This window comes from Streptomyces sp. NPDC111520 (assembly GCF_055635295.1).
On sequence record NZ_JBVKBW010000015.1, the window covers coordinates 145,542 to 162,997 of the forward strand.

Consider the following 17,456-nt stretch of genomic DNA (forward strand, 5'->3'; position numbering starts at 1 on the left):
GGTCAGCGGCGCGACGCGACCCGCTTGATCCGCCGCGCGACCCGGCGCACGGCCGGGTTGGCCGGCAGGAACGCCAGCTGGGACGGCACCGCCCCCGGCAGCCCCAGCGACGCCAGCCGGCGCCGCTTGAAGTAGCGCCAGGTGCCGGCGTCCAGGCCGTCGGTCAGGTGGCGTACCGCGTCGTCCCGCAGGTGCGCGTACGTCTGGGGCTGCATGCAGTAGCCCACGGCGCGCACCAGGGAGGCCAGCTCGCGTTCGACCCGCTCCGCCGTCGGCGGCCGCCAGGCCCGCACCGCCTGCGGGTCCTCCAGGTCCGGCAGGAGGCGGTCGGCGATCGTGACGGGCACGCGGTTGCTGTTCGGGTACGGCGACAGCCGCTCCAGCACCAGCTCCGTGCCCACCCGGGCGACCGGCAGCCCGTACACCGCGGACGCGGTGAACAGTGCGGTGGAGAAGCAGCCGGCGACCAGCCGCGGCCGGGCCCGCAGGAAGAGGACCTCGGCGAGCTCGGACGCCCCGGCCACGGTCAGCTCCGCGCCCAGGGCCTCCGCCTCCCGCTCCAGCCGCCGCGACCAGTGGACGGGCGCCGTCGGGTGCGGCTTGAAGACCACCGTCCGGTGACCCGCCGCGACGGCTCCGCGCACCATGCGGACGTGCAGCTCCTCCTCCTCGTCGGCGGTGAGGACGTCCAGCGCCGACAGGTACTGGCCGAGCAGCAGCGCGCCGTCCTCGGGGAGCGGTGCCGGGGCCGTGTCGTGCTCCGCGATCCCCGCGAGGACCGCGGTGAAGGCGTCCGCGGGGACGAGCCCGGCGGGGACGTCGTGCTCCGACAGCAGCAGCGGCCGCAGCCCGGGGACCAGGTCCAGGTGCAGCACCCGGTCGACCCGGGTCGTGACCAGCGGGTCCAGCTTGTCCCGGGTCGGGCCGTAGACCATGAGGCCGTCGGCGTACACCCCGACGGGCGCGCCCGGGAAGACGTTCACCAGCGCCAGGGCCGGCTCGACGTGCAGGGACTCGACGACCAGCTCGACCTCGTCCTGGCCCAGGCCCCACAGCCGCCGCAGGTGGCGCTCCCACAGCGGTACGTCCTCGGGGCGGGGCGACCAGCCCGACGGGTGCAGCGGGGCGATCGTGTCGTTCCACGAGAGCACCCGGTCGAAGCGGGAGCGCAGCGCCCCGAAGCCGGGGGCCGTGTCCAGCGCCGGCGAGATCTCGGGGACGGCGGCGTTGTTGCTGACCAGCAGCAGCCTGCGGTCGGCCGGGGCGAACAGCCCGGCGTCCAGCGCGGCCGCCACCGTGGCGGCGCCGAACAGCGTCGACGCCAGGAACAGCTGGGTGCGGGGCATCAGGCCGCCACCGCCCCGGCGACGGCGAGCCGCCTGCGCGTCCTGCGCAGCAGCACGCTGCGCTTCATGTCCATCGAGTCCAGCGCCTCGTTCAGGATGTCCTGCGGCATCTGCTTCAGGGCCGCCGCGCTCAGCGCCTTCAGCCTGCGCGCGACCCGGGGCTCGTAGCGGCCCATGGCGCCCAGGTGGTGCGCGATCACCGCGCAGTAGGTGCGCACCGCCTTGGGCAGGAAGCGGTCCGCGTCGGGGTCCGCCGCGGTCTCGGCGAGGACCTGGTCGAAGGAGCGGATGAAGTCCAGCTGCCGGACGTCGCCGATCTGCGTGAGCGAGGTGGCCACCCCGCGCCGGTAGAAGACGCCCAGCAGGCCGACCACCGCGAAGGACTTCGCCTCGCGGTGCAGCCGCCAGATCCACGGCCGGTCCTCGGCGGTGCGCAGCCCGTCGGGGAAGTGCAGCAGCCCCGCGTCGACCAGCCGCCGGTGGTAGATGCCGGCCCAGGCGTACGGGTAGTCCACCGAGGTCGTGCGGTCGGCCGGGAGGATCGCCTGGCGCGGGTCGAGGGCGACCCCGCGACGGCCGTGCGGCACCCGGGCGACGGTGCGCCGGCGCCCGTACGAGACGACGTGGTCGGTGCGCACGAAGTCGGTGCCGAGGGTCTCGATGGCCTCCAGCAGGCGCGGGAGGTAGCCCTCGGCCAGCCAGTCGTCGCCGTCCAGGAAGGTCAGGTACTCGCCCCGGGCGGCGTCGATGCCCGTGTTGCGGGCGGTGGCGAGCCCGCCGTTGCGCTCGTGGGAGACGAGTATCGCCCCGGGCAGGTCGGGCAGCGCGCGCTCGAGGATCCCGGGGGTGTCGTCCGTTGCGCAGTCGTTCACGAGAATGAACTCGAAATCCGCGCGGGCATTCGCGCGGAGGCTCCTCAACATGTCAGGAGCAAAAGCCTGCACGTTGTAGAACGGGACGATGACGGAGAGCTTAACCACGTCGCGCACCCTATGGGGTGGCTCGTCCCCCGCCCTGACGCCTCCCCCACCCCGAGGTGAACGGGAGATGTCGGAACCGTGAATCCGGTGCCGGGGGCGGCCGATTCTTCATTCGGCGGCGTGTTGTTAACCGTCCGTTGGCGTTGCGTTGGAGACCCGCTCGGAATGCATTCCTACCGTCTGCGGCGTGCCAGCAAGTACCGCCGACCCGATGAGGGTCACCGTCCTCGCCGACTCGGACACCCGATGGAAATGGGGTGCGCTGACGGCGCGCCGCATCGCCCCGGAGGCGCGGCTCGACGCCCGCCTGCTCCGTGGCCGGGCGACCCCGACCGAGCGCCAGCTCGCGGAGGTCGGCATCCCCGCGGACTCGATGCGCGAGGTCACCGCGGCACAGTTCCTGGCCGGGACCTCCCGTGACACGGCGGACGTGGTCGTGCTCTCCTGCGTCGGCGGCTCCGTCCAGGCCATGCTGCACGGACTCGCCCGCGCGTGGCAGGGCACCCCCCGCCGTCCGGTCGTCGTGACCGGCTACGTCGGGGTCGTCTACGAGAAGCTCGCCGACGGGCTCCTGCTGCGGGCCGGTGCCGACGCGGTGCTCGCCAACAGCGCCCACGACGCGCGGCGCTTCCGCGAGGTCTACGAGGGCGTCGGCACGGACGCCGGGGCGATCGTCGAGACCGCCCTGCCCTTCCTGGAGGGCAAGCCCTACGAGTCCTCCGCGGACCGCCCCTTCACCGTGGTCTTCGCCGTCCAGCCCTCCGTGCCGGACAGCCGCAAGGACCGTACGTACCTGCTGCGCCGCGCGGTGGACCACGCGCGCTTCCACCCGGAGCGCGAGGTCCTGGTCAAGCTGCGCAGCAAGCCCGGTGAGCACACCACGCACATCGAGGAACAGCCGTACCAGAAGCTGGTGTCCAAGCTGGACCCGCCGAAGAACCTCAAGCTCGTCTACGGGCACATGGGCGAGGTCCTGGACCGCACCGACCTGCTGGTCACGGTGAGCTCGACGGCGGCGCTGGAGTCCATGCACCGCGGCATCCCCACGGCCGTCCTCACCGACCTCGGCATCCGCGAGGCGCTGGGCAACCACCACTTCCTCGGTTCCGGCGCCTACGCCTCCTGGGACCAGATCGACTCCGGCGACGTGCCGAGGGTGCACCCCGAGTGGGCCCGCGCCCAGGGCATCGCCTCCGGTGGCGACCCCTTCCGGAGCGTGCGCGAGCGCGTCACGGCACTGGCCGCCGCCCCCGTGCTCCCGCCGCTGGCGCCGTACTACACGACCACCACCGCGCCCGGTTACCTGCCCGGCGTCCTCGCCCGCCACGGCCTCGACCCCAAGGGCGAGCCCCTGCCGGGCGCCGCGACCGAGCCCACCGAGCCCAGTCCGCTGCGCCGGGCCGTGCGCGACATCGCGCGCAACTCCGCGCGTGCCGCGTACCGCCAGGGCGTGCAGCGCGTCGCGCCCGTGATCCGCAGGTGGGGGCAGCTGTGAACCCGCACCCCAAATCGCAAGGAGCCACCATGCCAACGGTGTTGGCCGTCATTCCCGCCCGCGGCGGCTCGAAGGGCGTACCCGGCAAGAACCTGGCCACGGTCGGCGGCGTGCCGCTGGTCGCCCGCGCCGTGCGGGCCTGCACCGAGGCGGACCTGGTCACCGACGTCGTCGTCTCCACCGACGACCCCGCCATCGCCGACGCGGCCCGCACCGCCGGCGCCGAGGTCGTCCTGCGACCGGCCGCCATCGCCGGGGACACCGCGACCAGCGAGGCCGCGGTCCTGCACGCGATGGACGCGCACGAGGCGATGACCGGCCGCGGCGCCGACGTGGTGCTGCTCGTCCAGTGCACCAGCCCGTTCATCACCACCGAGGACGTCAACGGCGTGGCCGCCGCGGTCGTCGAGGACGGCGCGGACACCGCCGTGACCGTGGCCCCCTTCCACGGCTTCATCTGGCGCGACGCCGCCGACCAGATCGGCGCCGCCGCCGCCGCGGCCGCCGACGAGGCCGCCGAGGGCGGCCGGGCCCGTACGACGGTGGCCGCCGCGACCGGCGGCTACGGCGTCAACCACGACAAGGCCCACCGCCCGCGCCGCCAGGACCGGCCGCAGGACCTGCTGGAGACCGGCGCCGCCTACGCGATGCGCGTCCCGGGCTTCCGCGAGGCCAAGCACCGCTTCTTCGGCCACACCGCGCTGGTGCGCACCGACCCGGCCAAGGTCCTGGAGGTCGACGAGCCGGACGACCTGGCCCGCGCCCGCGCCCTGGCCCCGCTGCTCGACCCCGCCGCGGATGCCGCAGCCGAGGCGCCGGCGCGCCCGACCCGCGACGACGTCGACGCGGTCGTACTCGACTTCGACGGCACCCAGACCGACGACACGGTGCTGGTCGACTCCGAAGGACGCGAGGCCGTCACCGTGCACCGCGGTGACGGACTCGGGATCGCCGCCCTGCGCGACAACGGCCTGCCCGTCCTGATCCTGTCCACGGAGACCAACCCGGTCGTCGCCGCGCGGGCCCGCAAGCTCAAGGTCCCCGTGCTCCACGGCATCGACCGCAAGGACCTCGCACTCAAGCAGTGGTGCGAGGAGCAGGGAATCGCCCCCGAGCGGGTCCTGTACGTCGGCAACGACGTCAACGACCTCGGCTGTTTCGCGCTCGTCGGCTGGCCCACGGCCGTCGCCAACGCGCACGACATCGTCAAGGACGCCGCCCGCTCCATCACCGCAACGCCCGGAGGAAGCGGAGCTATCCGCGAGATCGCCTCGTGGATCCTCGGCCCCTCACTTTCCCGAAGGGAACTCTCGCAGTGACCACCACCAACGCCCGCCTTCGTCCGATCGGCGACCGCCTGGTCGGCCCCGGCCAGCCCGTCTACGTCACCGGCGAGATCGGCATCAACCACAACGGCTCCCTCGAGGACGCCTTCGCCCTGATCGACGCGGCCGTGGAGGCCGGCGCCGACGGTGTGAAGTTCCAGAAGCGCACTCCGGAGATCTGCACCCCGCGCGACCAGTGGGACATCGAGCGCGACACCCCCTGGGGCCGCATGACCTACATCGACTACCGCCACAAGGTGGAGTTCGGTGAGGACGAGTACCGCGCGATCGACGAGTACTGCACCAAGAAGGGCATCGACTGGTTCGCCTCCCCGTGGGACGTCCCCTCGGTCGCGTTCCTGGAGAAGTTCGAGAACGTCCGGGTCCACAAGGTCGCCTCGGCCTCGCTGACCGACGACGAGCTGCTGCGCGCCCTGCGCGCCACCGGCAAGACGGTCATCCTCTCGACCGGCATGTCGACCCCGAAGCAGATCCGCCACGCGGTGGAGGTGCTCGGCAGCGAGAACATCATCCTGTGCCACGCCACGTCGACCTACCCGGCGAAGCACGAGGAGCTCAACCTGCGGATGATCAACACCCTGCAGAACGAGTTCCCGAACGTGCCGGTCGGCTACTCCGGCCACGAGATCGGCCTGCAGACCACCCTCGCGGCCGTCGCCCTGGGCGCCGTCTTCGTCGAGCGCCACATCACCCTCGACCGTGCCAACTGGGGCTCGGACCAGGCCGCCTCCGTCGAGCCGCAGGGCCTGGACCGCCTGGTCCGCGACATCCGCATCATCGAGCAGGCGCTCGGCGACGGTGTCAAGAAGGTCTACGAGGGCGAGCTCGGCCCGATGAAGAAGCTGCGCCGCGTGCCCGGCGTCATCGCCGAGCAGGAGGCGGCCCAGGCGGCCGCCGCCGCCGAGGCCGAGACGGTGTCGGCCTGACCCATGGGCGACAGCGGCACTCTGGCACTCGTAGAGAGCCCCGTTCAGCTGCTCAACGTGCTGGAGTGGGCGCATGTTCACCCGCCCGCGGTGCCCACACCGCGGCCCGGGACGGTCACGGCCGTCCCGGGCCCGGTGGCGTCCGGGCGGCCGCTCACCATCGTCGCCCTCGCCCCGCGTGACCCCATGACGCGTGGCCAGCTCCGTCGCATGACGGAACTGGCGATGGACGAGGGCATCACCGTGCGCTGGTGCGAGGCCCGCTCCTCCCGGGGCTCGTTGCTGCGCACCGCCGCCGATCTGACGCCGGCCCTGCGGGCCGCGCGTCGGATCGTCCTGGGTGACCCCTTCTCCCGGCTGGTGCAGGTGCTCCTGCCGCTCAGCCGGGCGAAGGAGATCACCGTCGTGGACGACGGCACGGCGACCATGGAGTTCACCGAACTCCTCACCCGGGGTGCCCGGCTCGTCCGCTGGCACCGCAGCGGCCGCCGGCTCTCGCCGGCGGACGCGGCCTTCGGCGTCTTCGCCTCGGCTGCCCGGCGCCGTCTCACCCCCGGCGCCGGAAGGCGCGTCGAGCTGTTCAGCTCGATGCCCGCCTCGCCTCCCCCCGGGATGGCGTTGCGGACCAACCGCTTCGCCTGGACCCGGGCGCGGTTCGGGCCGCCCAGGGTCAGCGCCGGCACCGACATCGTCGGCACCTCCCTGGTGGAGACCGGGGTCGTCGATCCCGAGCGCTACCTGACCGCCGTCGCGGCCCTGGCCCGGGCGCACGGCGCCACCCGCTACTTCGCGCACCGCCGGGAGAGCGCCGACAAGCTGCACCGGCTGTCGGTGGAGACCGGGCTGCAGATCGTGCGGCCCGACCTGCCGTTGGAGCTGATCGCGCGTCGTGGCCCGATCGGCCACACGATCCTGAGCTTCCCCTCCACGGTCGTGCACACCCTGCCGCTCGCCCTGGAGGGTACCGGCGTCAGGATCACGGTCTGCGACGTCGACCCGGAGTGGCTGACCGACAAGGCCTCGCCCCGGGCCCAGAGCTTCCTGTCCGGGATCACGGGCAGCGCCCGCGACCTGCACGGCCTGGCCTCGGTGGCCTCGGGCACGGTCCCGGTCAACTGAACCCGGCTCGCCGGCTTCAGTCGACCGGAACCGCCGGGGGGTCAGTGCGTGACGGAGACGACCTCCATCTCCGTCGGCAGGCTGCCGCTGCTCAGCTGGGCGGCCAGCCGGCCGGCGGAGCTGCGGGTGTAGTTGCCGGTGATGACGGCTGTGCCGCCGGTGATGGCCGAGTTGACCAGCGGCGCCGACAGCACGGCGCCGTCGAGCACCATCGCGCACTGGTTGGCCGGGCTCAGCCGGGACGCCAGGCTCCTGGTGAGGTCGGCGAACTTCCGCGCGCCGCCGCTGCCGAAGGTCAGCCGGACCTGCCAGCCGGCGGCGTTCTGCGTGTCCAGCACGGCCTCCGCGTCACTGATGTCGGTGCCGCCCAGGGCCACCGGCCCGAGCAGGTACTTCGCCCAGGCACCGCTCTCGGCCCGCTCGGCGCAGGCGACGGCCCGGTCCGTGGCGCCCCGCCGGTGCTCGGCCCGCTGGGCCGGCACCGAGCAGTCCAGGGCGGCGTACTCCGCGCTGCCGGGCGCCGAGGTGCCACCGGAGCCGCCCGTCGACCCCGGCGGTGGCGCGGGCGAGCCGCGGCCGGAGGCCTCCAGCATCACCACCGGCCGGAAGACCAGGACCGCGGGCTTCCCCAGCGAGGCGATCTCCCACTCGCTCCCCCCGCGCAGGGAGACCGTGACCCGGCCCGCGTCGGCCTCCGCGGTGACGTCCTCGTAGCCGAAGCCCTCCGCGCGCTGCGCCATGAGGCCGGCGATCTGCCGCAGCCGTGCCGCGTCCACGGGCTCGCGCGGGGCGAACACGGCCGTCGTACGCGGTCCTTCGGCGGACCCGCCCGACCCCTCTCCCGCGCCCGGCAGCGAGCACGCCGACGCCATCGCGGCGCAGCACAGCGCCATCGCCGCCGCCGACCGTCCACGGTGCGGCCGCTCACCCACCGGTGACCGCCCGTACGCTCTCGTGGACCGCGGTGACCAGCCCGGTGAGCGCGGTGGCGTCGCCGACGAGGGCCCGCAGCCGGGTCAGCCGCTCGCCCACCCGGCGCCCGTCCACACCCCCGCCGTCCGCGCCGTACGCCGCCGTTTCCGCGGAGGCGCCCGCGCTCCCGGCGCCCGGGTATCGCGATGTCACACGCCCCACCCCCATTCCCCTCGTCACACCAGTCTGGAGGCCGGTGACAAGCTCCCGAAAGGCGTGGCAAGGGTGAAAACCGGCCGCGCCGGGGCGCGTTGAAGTGCGGGGGCGCGCAAGAGCGCGTGAGCCGGCGGCTGGTGTCGTTCCGCTCACCGCAAGATCCACTTCACCGAGCGGTCACCCGAACCCGGTTGTCTTGATCCATGGCAACGGCACCGAGGTCCGCGCCGCGCATCGCGGTCCTCGCGGACAGCGCGCTCGACGGTGACTCCCGGGCGCACCGCGTCGCCGCCGCCGCGGCCGCGGCGGGGTACGACGTCACCCTCATCGGCCGCGCCGCCGACGCACCGGTCACCGGCGCCGGCACCGCGCCCGCCGGGGTGCGGCTGATCCGTGTGACCGTCGCCGAGACGCTCCACCGCAGGCGGCTGCAGCGCCCCCGTCCGGGCCTGCGGCACGTCCTGGCCTACCGCAGCGCCGACGCCCACGCCTACCGCACCGCGCTGCTCGCCGCCCACGCGTCCCTGCTGGCCTCGCGCGGGGCCGAACTGGATGTGATCCACCGCCCTTTACCGCTGAAGGCCGCCGCCCGCCTGGTCCACGCGGGCGGGCGGTTCCGGCACGTGCTGCGCCGGGCCTGGACGGCGGTGCGCTCGGCGCAGTACCGCGCCGCGGTCCGCCGCCGCGCCACTCCCGGCGGTTCCCTCGAAGGGGCCGCCGCCACCGCGACCCGGCTGCTGCTCGGCAAGCGCTGCTGGCGCCGGCTCGACCCGCTCCTGCTCGACCTGGAGATCGCCTACGGCCCGGTCCTCGACGAACTGCGCCCGCACCTCGTGCACGCCCTGGGCCACCGCACCTTGGGCACCGCCGTGCGGGCCGCGATGCGCGCCGAGGGCACCGGGCACCGGGTGGAGGTGGTCTGGGACACCACCGCCAAGGCCGAGGCCACCCGGCGCGCCGCCCTCGCCCGGGACGCCCACGAGCGCAGCTACGTACCGCTCACCGACGGCGTGGTCACCGTCGCCGACACCTACGCCGACCGCCTCCGCGAGCGTCACCGGCTGCCCGCGCGCCCGGCCGTCGCCCGCAACACCCCGCCGCACGAGCCGCCGCCCTCCCCGCCGCCTCCCGGCGTCCGCGACCGCTGCCACCTCGCCCCCGAGGTCCCGCTGCTGGTCCACAGCGGCTCCGCCGGCCCCGCCGGCGGCCTGCTCACGGTCGTCGACGCGCTGCCCAAGCTGTACGACCTGCACGCCGCGCTGATCGTCCCCGACCCGGACGACCCCTGGATCCGCACCCTCACCGGCCGCGCCGCCGAGCTGGGTGTGGCCCGCCGGCTGCACGTGCTGCCCTACGTGCCGCCCGCGGAGATCCCGCGCTTCCTGTCCTCGGCCGACATCGGCGTGCTCCCCATGCACCGCCTCCCCGACCGGCAGGTCGCGCTCCCGGCCCGCTACTTCGAGTACGCGCACGCCCGGCTGCCCGTGGTGGTCAGCGACGTCCGCGTGCTGGCCCGCCCGACCCTGGAGATCGGCAACGGAGAGGTCTTCCGCTCCGGGGACACCGCCGACTTCGTCCGTGCCGTGGGCGCCGTGCTCACCAATCCGCGCCGCTACCGCAAGGCGTACGAGCGCGGGGACGTCCTGCGCGAGTGGTCCTGGCAGAAGCAGTCCGAGCCGCTCCTCGACCTCTACGCCCGCCTCCTGGGCCCCCGCCGTCCCTCCCCGGAGCTGTCCGCCTCCGAGGCACCCGTCGCCCTGGCCTGAACCGTCACGGAGTGTCGCTGCGCACCCTCGCTCCGGGTCGCCCACGGGTTGCGGCGAGGCCGGCTGGGCCGTTCCGGGCCGCTCACAGGGCGTTGCCTCGCGGCCTGGCGATCGTTGCGCCACTATGGAGTGGCGAGGGATAAACCAGGTTGATACCCCTGTACGGGGCGGGGTACGCGCCGAACGGGGGAGTTTTTCTTCCTCGCGCGGCATGAATTTACGGCGATGTAGTGATCGGGAGCACAGATGCGGTCTAGCCTGTCGGAGGTGAACGACTCAGCCTCCGAACCCTCCGAAAATCCCGTGCCAGTGGCGCCCACAGTTCCCGCCGCACCCGAAGGTGCGCTGCTGGGCGTACTGCCCGAGCGCCTCCGGGTCGAGCTCGTGGCGTTCCGGCGGGACCTGCACATGAACCCCGAGCTGGGCCGGCAGGAGTTCCGTACCACCGCCGCGATCAAGGCCCGCCTGGAGCAGGCCGGCCTGCGGCCGCGCGTGATGCCCGGCGGTACCGGTCTGCTGTGCGACATCGGCGCCACCGACCCGGAGCGTCCGCGACTGGCGCTGCGCGCGGACCTCGACGCGCTGCCGATCCCGGACACCAAGCGGGTGGAGTACCGCTCGACCGTGCCCGGCCGGGCGCACGCCTGCGGCCACGACGTGCACACCACGGTGGTGCTCGGCGCCGGCCTGGTGCTGGCGGAGCTGGAGCGCGAGGGCAAGCTGAGGCGTCCGGTACGGCTGGTGTTCCAGCCGGCCGAGGAGGTCATGCCGGGCGGCGCGCTGGACGCCATCAAGGCGAACGCGCTGGACGGCGTGGGCCGGATCCTGGCCCTGCACTGCGACCCGAAGGTGGAGGTCGGCCGGATCGGGCTGCGCCAGGGGCCGATCACCTCGGCCGTGGACCGGCTGGAGCTCTCGCTGGACGGCGCGGGCGGCCACACGGCCCGCCCCCACCTCACCACCGACCTGGTGACGGCCGCCGCCAAGATGGCCACCGAGCTGCCGGCCGTGCTGGCCCGGCGGATCGACCCCCGCTCCGGGATGAGCATCGTGTGGGGCCGCATCGAGGCCGGCCACGCGGCCAACGTCATCCCGCAGCACGCCGAGCTGGAGGGCACGGTCCGCTGCCTGGACCTGAACGCCTGGCACGAGGCCCCCGACCTGGTCCATGAGGTGATCGACCAGGTGGCCGCCATGTACCGGGCCAAGTGGGAGCTGACCTACCACCGCGGCGTGCCGCCGGTGGTGAACGAGGCGGACTCGACCGAGCTGCTGCGCGACGCCATGACGGCCCGCTACGGCGCGCACACCGTCGAGGACACGGAGCAGAGCCTCGGCGGCGAGGACTTCTCCTGGTACCTGGAGCAGGTCCCGGGGGCGCTCGCGAGGCTGGGCGTACGGCCCGTCGGGGACACGGCGAAGCGTGATCTGCACCAAGGTGATTTCGACGTCGACGAGGGCGCGATCACGGTCGGCGTGGAGCTCTTCACCTCCGCTGCGCTGCTCGCATGACGGTGGGTGACCCGGCCGACACGGCCGGGTCACCTGGCCGAAATGCGACGATCCGATAACGGGCGGCCAACCCCCCTTTACCTGACATCTACGCGCGTTAAGCTCCGGTTAAGCCAGCGCCGGACGGGGCGCTCAGAGTTGAAGGGGTACCCTCTTGCGCCGGGTAACCAAGATCGCCGCCGCGGGTATAGCCTCCGCGGCTCTCGCGCTCACTGCGACCGCTTGCGGCAGCAGCTCCAAGGACAGTGACACCACCAGCGGCAGCAGCGACAGCAGCAAGCTGAAGGTCGGCGTCGCCTACGACGTGGGTGGCCGTGGTGACCACTCGTTCAACGACTCCGCCGCCGCGGGCCTGGACAAGGCGAAGGCCGACTTCGGCGTCGAGGTGAAGGAGCTGACCGCCAAGACCTCGGACACCGAGGCCGACCGCGAGCAGCGCCTGGAGGACCTGGCCGACGCGGGTTACAACCCGGTCATCGGTGTCGGCTTCGCGTACGCCGAGTCCATCACGGCCGCGGCCAAGAAGTACCCCAAGACGACCTTCGCGATCGTCGACTCGGTCGTCGACGCCAAGAACGTCGACAGCATCGTCTTCACCGAGGAGCAGAGCTCCTACCTCGCCGGTGTCGCCGCCGCCCTGAAGACCAAGGACAACAAGGTCGGCTTCATCGGTGGCGTGGACATCCCGCTGATCAACAAGTTCGAGGCCGGCTTCCGCCAGGGCGTCGAGGCGACCAACCCGAAGGTCAAGGTCACCACCCAGTACCTGACCCCCGGCTCGGACATCTCCGGCTTCTCCGACCCCGCCAAGGGCAAGGCCGCCGCGCAGGGCATGCTGGACAACGGCATCGACGTGATCTACTCGGCCGCCGGCTCCTCCGGCAACGGCGCCATCGAGGCCGTCGCCGGCAAGTCCGGCACCTGGGCGATCGGTGTCGACTCCGACCAGCACGAGCAGCCCGGTCTGGCGAAGTACAAGGACTCGATCCTGACCTCCGCGCTGAAGAACGTGAACGTCGCGGTCTACGAGGCGGTCAAGTCGGTCAAGGACGGTGCCCCGCTGACCGGCACCAACGCCTACGACCTGGCCAAGGACGGTGTCGGCCTGTCCACCAGCGGTGGCTTCATCGACGACATCAAGTCCCAGCTGGACGAGGCCAAGACCAAGATCGTGAGCGGCGAGATCAAGGTCAAGACGACCGTCAAGTGACGTCCGGTCTCTCATGAGCGCCGGGCGCGAGGCTCGGGAGGGGACAGCCCAGGCTCCCCCCTTCCCGGGCCTCGCGCCTGCGTTCAGCCGGGTGTCGCGCACGCGGTATCCGTTGTGACTCATCCCCTTATGGATCTGGCAACGCTACGCGTGTAGAAGCCCCTCCTCGCGATACGTTCGCCACACCCCGCCCACCCCGCTCTTTTCCGCGAGGAGAGTGCGCCATCGACGCGTCCAGCCCCCCCAGCCAGAACGCCGTGGAGCTCCGCGGCATCACCAAGCGATTCCCAGGCGTCGTGGCCAACCACGACATCGACATCACGGTTCGCCGTGGCACGGTGCACGCCCTCGTGGGCGAGAACGGCGCCGGCAAGTCGACGCTGATGAAGATCCTCTACGGCATGCAGAAGCCGGACGAGGGCACCATCACCGTCGACGGCGACCGGGTCACCTTCCACGACCCGGGCGACGCCATCGCCCGCGGCATCGGCATGGTGCACCAGCACTTCATGCTCGCCGACAACCTCACCGTCCTCGAGAACGTCGTCCTCGGCAGCGAGAAGCTGTACGGCATCGGCGGCAGGGCCCGGGCGAAGATCAAGGAGATCTCGGACGCCTACGGCCTCGGAGTGCGCCCGGACGTCCTGGTGGAGGACCTCGGTGTCGCCGACCGTCAGCGCGTCGAGATCCTGAAGGTCCTCTTCCGCGGCGCCCGTACGCTGATCCTCGACGAGCCGACCGCGGTCCTCGTCCCGCAGGAGGTCGACGCGCTCTTCGACAACCTGCGCGAGCTCAAGGCCGAGGGCCTGACGGTCATCTTCATCTCCCACAAGCTGGGCGAGGTGCTCTCCGTCGCCGACGAGATCACCGTCATCCGCCGGGGCACCACGGTCGGTTCCGCCGACCCGGCGACCACGACCCCCAAGCAGCTCGCGGAGCTGATGGTCGGCAGCGAGCTGCCGTCGCCGGAGACCCGCGAGTCCACGGTCACCGACGTCCCGATGCTGACCGTCGACGGTCTGCACCTGTCGGAGACCGACCTGGAGGGCATCGAGCGGGTCGTCCTGGACCGGATCTCCTTCACCATCCACAAGGGCGAGGTCCTCGGCATCGCGGGTGTCGAGGGTAACGGCCAGGCGGAACTCGTCGAGGCGATCATGGGCATCCTGCCGCCCGACGCGGGCCGGATCGGCCTGGACGGCGACGAGATCACCCAGCTCTCGACCCGCAGGCGCCGCGAGGGCGGCATCGGCTACATCCCCGAGGACCGGCACCGGCACGCGCTGCTGCTGGAGGCCCCGCTCTGGGAGAACCGCATCCTGGGCCACGTCACCGAGCGCCCCAACAGCAAGGGCGGCTTCCTCGACCCGGCCGCGGCCCGCCGCGACACCGAGCGGATCGTGCGCGAGTACGACGTCCGCACCCCCGGCATCGAGGTGACCGCCGCGTCCCTGTCCGGCGGCAACCAGCAGAAGCTGATCGTCGGCCGTGAGATGAGCCACCGGCCCAAGCTGCTGATAGCCGCGCACCCCACCCGGGGCGTGGACGTCGGCGCCCAGGCCCAGATCTGGGACCAGATCCGCGAGGCCCGGCGCGAGGGCCTGGCCGTGCTGCTGATCTCCGCCGACCTGGACGAGCTGATCGGCCTGTCCGACACCCTGCGCGTCATGTACCGCGGCCGCCTGGTCGCCGACGCCGACCCCGCCACCATCACCCCGGAGGAGCTGGGCTCCGCGATGACCGGCGCGGCCGCCGGCCATCTCGAGCACGAGGACGGCGACGCCGGCCACGGGGGAGAGGACCGATGAAGAAGTTCGACAAGGAGCGGGTGCTCCTCGCCATCGCCGCCCCCGTGCTGGCGCTCGTGGCCGCGTTCGTGATCACGGCGCTGGTGCTGCTCGCCACGGGCAAGGAGCCGTTCGGCGCCTTCGGGACGATGTTCGACTACGGCTTCAAGAGCGACAGCCAGGTCGAGATCATCAACAAGGCGACCACGTACTACATCGCGGGCATCGCGGTCGCCGTCGGCTTCCGCATGAACCTGTTCAACATCGGTGTCGAGGGCCAGTACCGCCTGGGCGCGTTCTTCGCCGCGGCCGTCGGCGGCGCGGTGTCGCTGCCGGGCTTCCTGCAGGTCCCGCTGATCATCGTGGTCGCCATGACCGTCGGCGCGATGTGGGCCGGTATCGCGGGTGTGCTGAAGACCTCGCGCGGGGTCAGCGAGGTCATCGCGACGATCATGCTGAACGCGATCGCCCTGTCCATCGTCGGCTACCTGCTCAAGGACGGCCGGCTCGGCCACCTCGACGAGGCGGGCACCTCGGTGTCGACCACGCCGCTGCCCTCCTCCGGCCACCTGTTCAACTTCGACATGGGCGAGGACGTCGGCCAGATCTACGGCTTCGTCGTGCTCGCCGTGATCATCGGCGTCGGCTACTGGTTCGTGCTGGGCCGCACCCGCTTCGGCTTCGACCTGCGCAGCGTCGGCCTGTCCGAGAGCGCCGCCACCGCCAGCGGCGTCAGCGTCAAGCGCATGGTCGTCACCAGCATGCTGATCTCCGGCGGCCTGGCCGGTCTCACCGGCCTGCCGCTGCTGCTGAACGACACCCACGCCTACGGGGCCGACCTCTTCCCGGCCGGCATCGGCTTCACCGGCATCTCGGTGGCCCTGCTGGGCCGCAACAACCCGGTCGGCGTCGCGCTGGCCGCCCTGCTGTGGGGCTTCCTGGAGCGCGGCTCGGGCCGCCTGGAGTTCGAGGGCTACGACAAGGAGATCGTCGGCGTGATGCAGGGCGTCATCGTCCTGAGCGTCGTCATCGCCTACGAGGTCGTCCGCCGCTACGGCCTCAAGCGCCAGCAGCAGAAGGTCGGCGAGGAGCTCGCCGCCCAGGCCCGCACCAAGAAGGAGGTGACGGCGTGACCGCCACGACGACCCAGACCCCGCCGCCCGCGGCTCCCAAGGCCGCAGGGGCCAAGGGCCGCAAGGGCCGCCTCTCCTTCCCGGTGGTCCTGCTGATCATCGCCGCCGCGATCGCGCTGGTGTCGGTGGTACGGATCATCACCGGCCAGGACCAGCTCACCGCCCAGGGCCAGATCACCGCCGCACTCGGCCTCGCCGTGCCGATCGGCCTGGCCGGCCTCGCCGGCCTGTGGTCCGAGCGCTCCGGCGTGGTCAACATCGGCCTCGAGGGCATGATGATCCTCGGCACCTTCTTCGGTGCCTGGGCCGGCTGGCAGACCAACCCCTGGGTGGGCGTGCTCGCCGGTGTCGTCGGCGGTGCGCTCGGCGGCCTGATCCACGCGGTCGCCACCGTCACCTTCGGCGTCGACCACATCATCTCCGGCGTGGCCATCAACATCCTGGCGCTGGGTGCCACCCAGTACCTCGCCAAGCTGTGGTTCTCCACCGGCGACGCGGCCACCAAGGGCGGCAACCCCAAGCAGTCCCCGCCGGTCGACTCCCTGCCGTCGTTCGACGTCCCCGGGCTGTCCGACGGGCTGGCGAGCATCGAGAAGCACGGCTGGTTCTTCGTCTCCGACCTCGCCGGCATCCTCGGCGGCCTGGTCACCGACGTGTCCGCGCTGACGCTGGTCGCGGTGGTGCTCTTCGTCGGCAGCTTCTTCCTGCTGTGGCGCAGCCCGTTCGGCCTGCGGCTGCGCTCCTGCGGCGAGAACCCGATCGCGGCCGAGTCGCTCGGCGTCAACGTGTACCTGTACAAGTACATCGCCGTGATCGCCTCCGGCGGTCTGGCCGGCCTCGGCGGCGCCTTCCTCGCGATGGTGCCCGCGCACATCTACCTCGAGGGCCAGACCGGCGGCCGCGGCTACATCGGCCTCGCCGCGATGATCTTCGGCAACTGGCGGGTCGGCGGCCTCGCCACCGGCGCCGGCCTCTTCGGCTACTCCGACGCGCTCCAGCTGCGCAACGGCGGTCCCACGGTGCACGCGCTGCTGCTGCTCCTGGTGGTCCTGCTGGTGCTGCTGGCGGCCTGGAAGCTGTGGAAGCGGAGCTTCTGGCAGGGCGGCGTCAGCCTCGTCGTCGGCGCGCTGGTGCTGGGCTGGTACCTGCTGACCGACGAGGTGCCCGGCGAGTTCGTGGGCGCGACCCCGTACGTCGTCACCCTGCTGGTGCTCTCCCTGTCGGCACAACGCCTGCGGATGCCCAAGGCTGACGGCATGAGGTACCGGAAGGGCCAGGGCAAGTGAGCGACACCGCGGGCCGGGCCGGCGTCGACGACGTCGACTGGGAAGGCCTGCGGGCGCAGGCCCGGGACGCCATGTCCCGGGCCTACGTCCCGTACTCCCAGTTCCCCGTCGGCGCTGCCGCGCTGGTGGACGACGGGCGGGTCATCTCGGCCTGCAACGTGGAGAACGCCAGCTACGGCCTCGGCCTGTGCGCCGAGTGCGGCCTGGTGTCGATCCTGCACGCCACCGGCGGCGGCCGGCTCGTCGCCTTCACCTGCGTCGACCGCAAGGGCGACCAGCTGATGCCGTGCGGCCGCTGCCGTCAGCTCCTGTGGGAGCACGGCGGCCCCGAACTGCTGGTGGAGATGTCCGACGGCATCCGCACGATGCGCGACGTCCTCCCCGACGCGTTCGGCCCGGACGACCTGATCAACCGCTAAGAA

General features: G+C 72.5%; 15 protein-coding genes. 11 read left to right on the forward strand and 4 right to left on the reverse strand.

The window, feature by feature from the left end; genetic code table 11:
* Positions 1–2 precede the first annotated feature (2 nt).
* Together ACZ7MY_RS31080 and ACZ7MY_RS31085 are read right to left on the reverse strand one after the other, a co-directional pair.
* Positions 3–1,346, reverse strand: coding sequence for a polysialyltransferase family glycosyltransferase (locus tag ACZ7MY_RS31080; protein ID WP_499606603.1), 1,344 nt, complete (start codon positions 1,344–1,346; stop codon positions 3–5).
* Positions 1,346–2,326, reverse strand: coding sequence for a glycosyltransferase family 2 protein (locus tag ACZ7MY_RS31085; RefSeq protein ID WP_499606604.1), 981 nt, complete (start codon positions 2,324–2,326; stop codon positions 1,346–1,348). The genes ACZ7MY_RS31080 and ACZ7MY_RS31085 overlap by 1 nt, the downstream gene beginning before the upstream one ends.
* A gap of 187 nt (positions 2,327–2,513) precedes the next feature.
* Between ACZ7MY_RS31085 and ACZ7MY_RS31090 the strand changes: the two genes are divergently transcribed.
* The 4 genes from ACZ7MY_RS31090 to ACZ7MY_RS31105 are packed head-to-tail and all read left to right on the forward strand — an operon-like array spanning position 2,514 to position 7,212.
* Positions 2,514–3,821, forward strand: coding sequence for a DUF6716 putative glycosyltransferase (locus tag ACZ7MY_RS31090; RefSeq protein WP_499606605.1), 1,308 nt, complete (start codon positions 2,514–2,516; stop codon positions 3,819–3,821).
* A 29-nt stretch (positions 3,822–3,850) separates the two neighbouring features.
* Positions 3,851–5,140: a cytidylyltransferase domain-containing protein gene (locus ACZ7MY_RS31095; RefSeq protein WP_499606606.1), complete on the forward strand. Its 1,290-nt coding sequence runs from the start codon at positions 3,851–3,853 to the stop codon at positions 5,138–5,140.
* Entirely contained in the window at positions 5,137–6,093 is a 957-nt protein-coding gene (locus ACZ7MY_RS31100) for an N-acetylneuraminate synthase family protein (protein WP_499606607.1), read from the forward strand. The genes ACZ7MY_RS31095 and ACZ7MY_RS31100 overlap by 4 nt, the downstream gene beginning before the upstream one ends.
* A gap of 3 nt (positions 6,094–6,096) precedes the next feature.
* Complete coding sequence (locus tag ACZ7MY_RS31105; protein ID WP_499606608.1) at positions 6,097–7,212, forward strand: hypothetical protein; 1,116 nt, start codon at positions 6,097–6,099, stop codon at positions 7,210–7,212.
* A 41-nt stretch (positions 7,213–7,253) separates the two neighbouring features.
* Here the strand turns inward: ACZ7MY_RS31105 and ACZ7MY_RS31110 are convergent, their stop codons facing one another.
* Entirely contained in the window at positions 7,254–8,009 is a 756-nt protein-coding gene (locus ACZ7MY_RS31110; RefSeq protein WP_499606609.1) for a SecDF P1 head subdomain-containing protein, read from the reverse strand.
* 127 nt (positions 8,010–8,136) lie between these two features.
* On the reverse strand, positions 8,137–8,337 hold the full coding sequence (locus tag ACZ7MY_RS31115; protein WP_499606610.1) for a hypothetical protein: 201 nt from the start codon (positions 8,335–8,337) through the stop codon (positions 8,137–8,139).
* A 206-nt stretch (positions 8,338–8,543) separates the two neighbouring features.
* On the opposite strand from ACZ7MY_RS31115, the gene ACZ7MY_RS31120 reads away from it, so the two are divergent.
* The 7 genes from ACZ7MY_RS31120 (at position 8,544) to ACZ7MY_RS31150 (ending at position 17,453) form a co-directional block, all read left to right on the forward strand.
* A complete protein-coding gene (locus ACZ7MY_RS31120; protein WP_499606611.1) occupies positions 8,544–10,106 on the forward strand; it encodes a glycosyltransferase in 1,563 nt (520 codons plus the stop codon).
* A gap of 309 nt (positions 10,107–10,415) precedes the next feature.
* A complete protein-coding gene (locus ACZ7MY_RS31125; protein ID WP_499606612.1) occupies positions 10,416–11,618 on the forward strand; it encodes a M20 family metallopeptidase in 1,203 nt (400 codons plus the stop codon).
* Positions 11,619–11,772: 154 nt separating this feature from the next.
* Positions 11,773–12,828 carry a BMP family lipoprotein gene (locus ACZ7MY_RS31130; RefSeq protein WP_499606613.1) on the forward strand — a complete coding sequence of 352 codons (1,056 nt, stop codon included), beginning with the start codon at positions 11,773–11,775 and terminating at the stop codon, positions 12,826–12,828.
* A gap of 257 nt (positions 12,829–13,085) precedes the next feature.
* A complete protein-coding gene (locus ACZ7MY_RS31135) occupies positions 13,086–14,636 on the forward strand; it encodes an ABC transporter ATP-binding protein (protein WP_499606614.1) in 1,551 nt (516 codons plus the stop codon).
* Complete coding sequence (locus ACZ7MY_RS31140; protein WP_499606615.1) at positions 14,633–15,748, forward strand: ABC transporter permease; 1,116 nt, start codon at positions 14,633–14,635, stop codon at positions 15,746–15,748. The genes ACZ7MY_RS31135 and ACZ7MY_RS31140 overlap by 4 nt, the downstream gene beginning before the upstream one ends.
* Positions 15,745–17,034: an ABC transporter permease gene (locus ACZ7MY_RS31145; RefSeq protein WP_499606616.1), complete on the forward strand. Its 1,290-nt coding sequence runs from the start codon at positions 15,745–15,747 to the stop codon at positions 17,032–17,034. The genes ACZ7MY_RS31140 and ACZ7MY_RS31145 overlap by 4 nt, the downstream gene beginning before the upstream one ends.
* Positions 17,031–17,453: a cytidine deaminase gene (locus tag ACZ7MY_RS31150; RefSeq protein ID WP_499606617.1), complete on the forward strand. Its 423-nt coding sequence runs from the start codon at positions 17,031–17,033 to the stop codon at positions 17,451–17,453. The genes ACZ7MY_RS31145 and ACZ7MY_RS31150 overlap by 4 nt, the downstream gene beginning before the upstream one ends.
* Positions 17,454–17,456: the final 3 nt, after the last annotated feature.

Bases quoted from the DNA above. Each gene is read 5' to 3' on its own strand.
- ACZ7MY_RS31105 (WP_499606608.1), top strand. From the start codon at position 6,097: ATGGGCGACAGCGGCACTCTGGCACTCGTAGAGAGCCCCGTTCAGCTG.
- ACZ7MY_RS31120 (WP_499606611.1), top strand. From the start codon at position 8,544: ATGGCAACGGCACCGAGGTCCGCGCCGCGCATCGCGGTCCTCGCGGAC.
- ACZ7MY_RS31140 (WP_499606615.1), top strand. From the start codon at position 14,633: ATGAAGAAGTTCGACAAGGAGCGGGTGCTCCTCGCCATCGCCGCCCCC.
- ACZ7MY_RS31095 (WP_499606606.1), top strand. From the start codon at position 3,851: ATGCCAACGGTGTTGGCCGTCATTCCCGCCCGCGGCGGCTCGAAGGGC.
- ACZ7MY_RS31080 (WP_499606603.1), bottom strand. From the start codon at position 1,346: ATGCCCCGCACCCAGCTGTTCCTGGCGTCGACGCTGTTCGGCGCCGCC.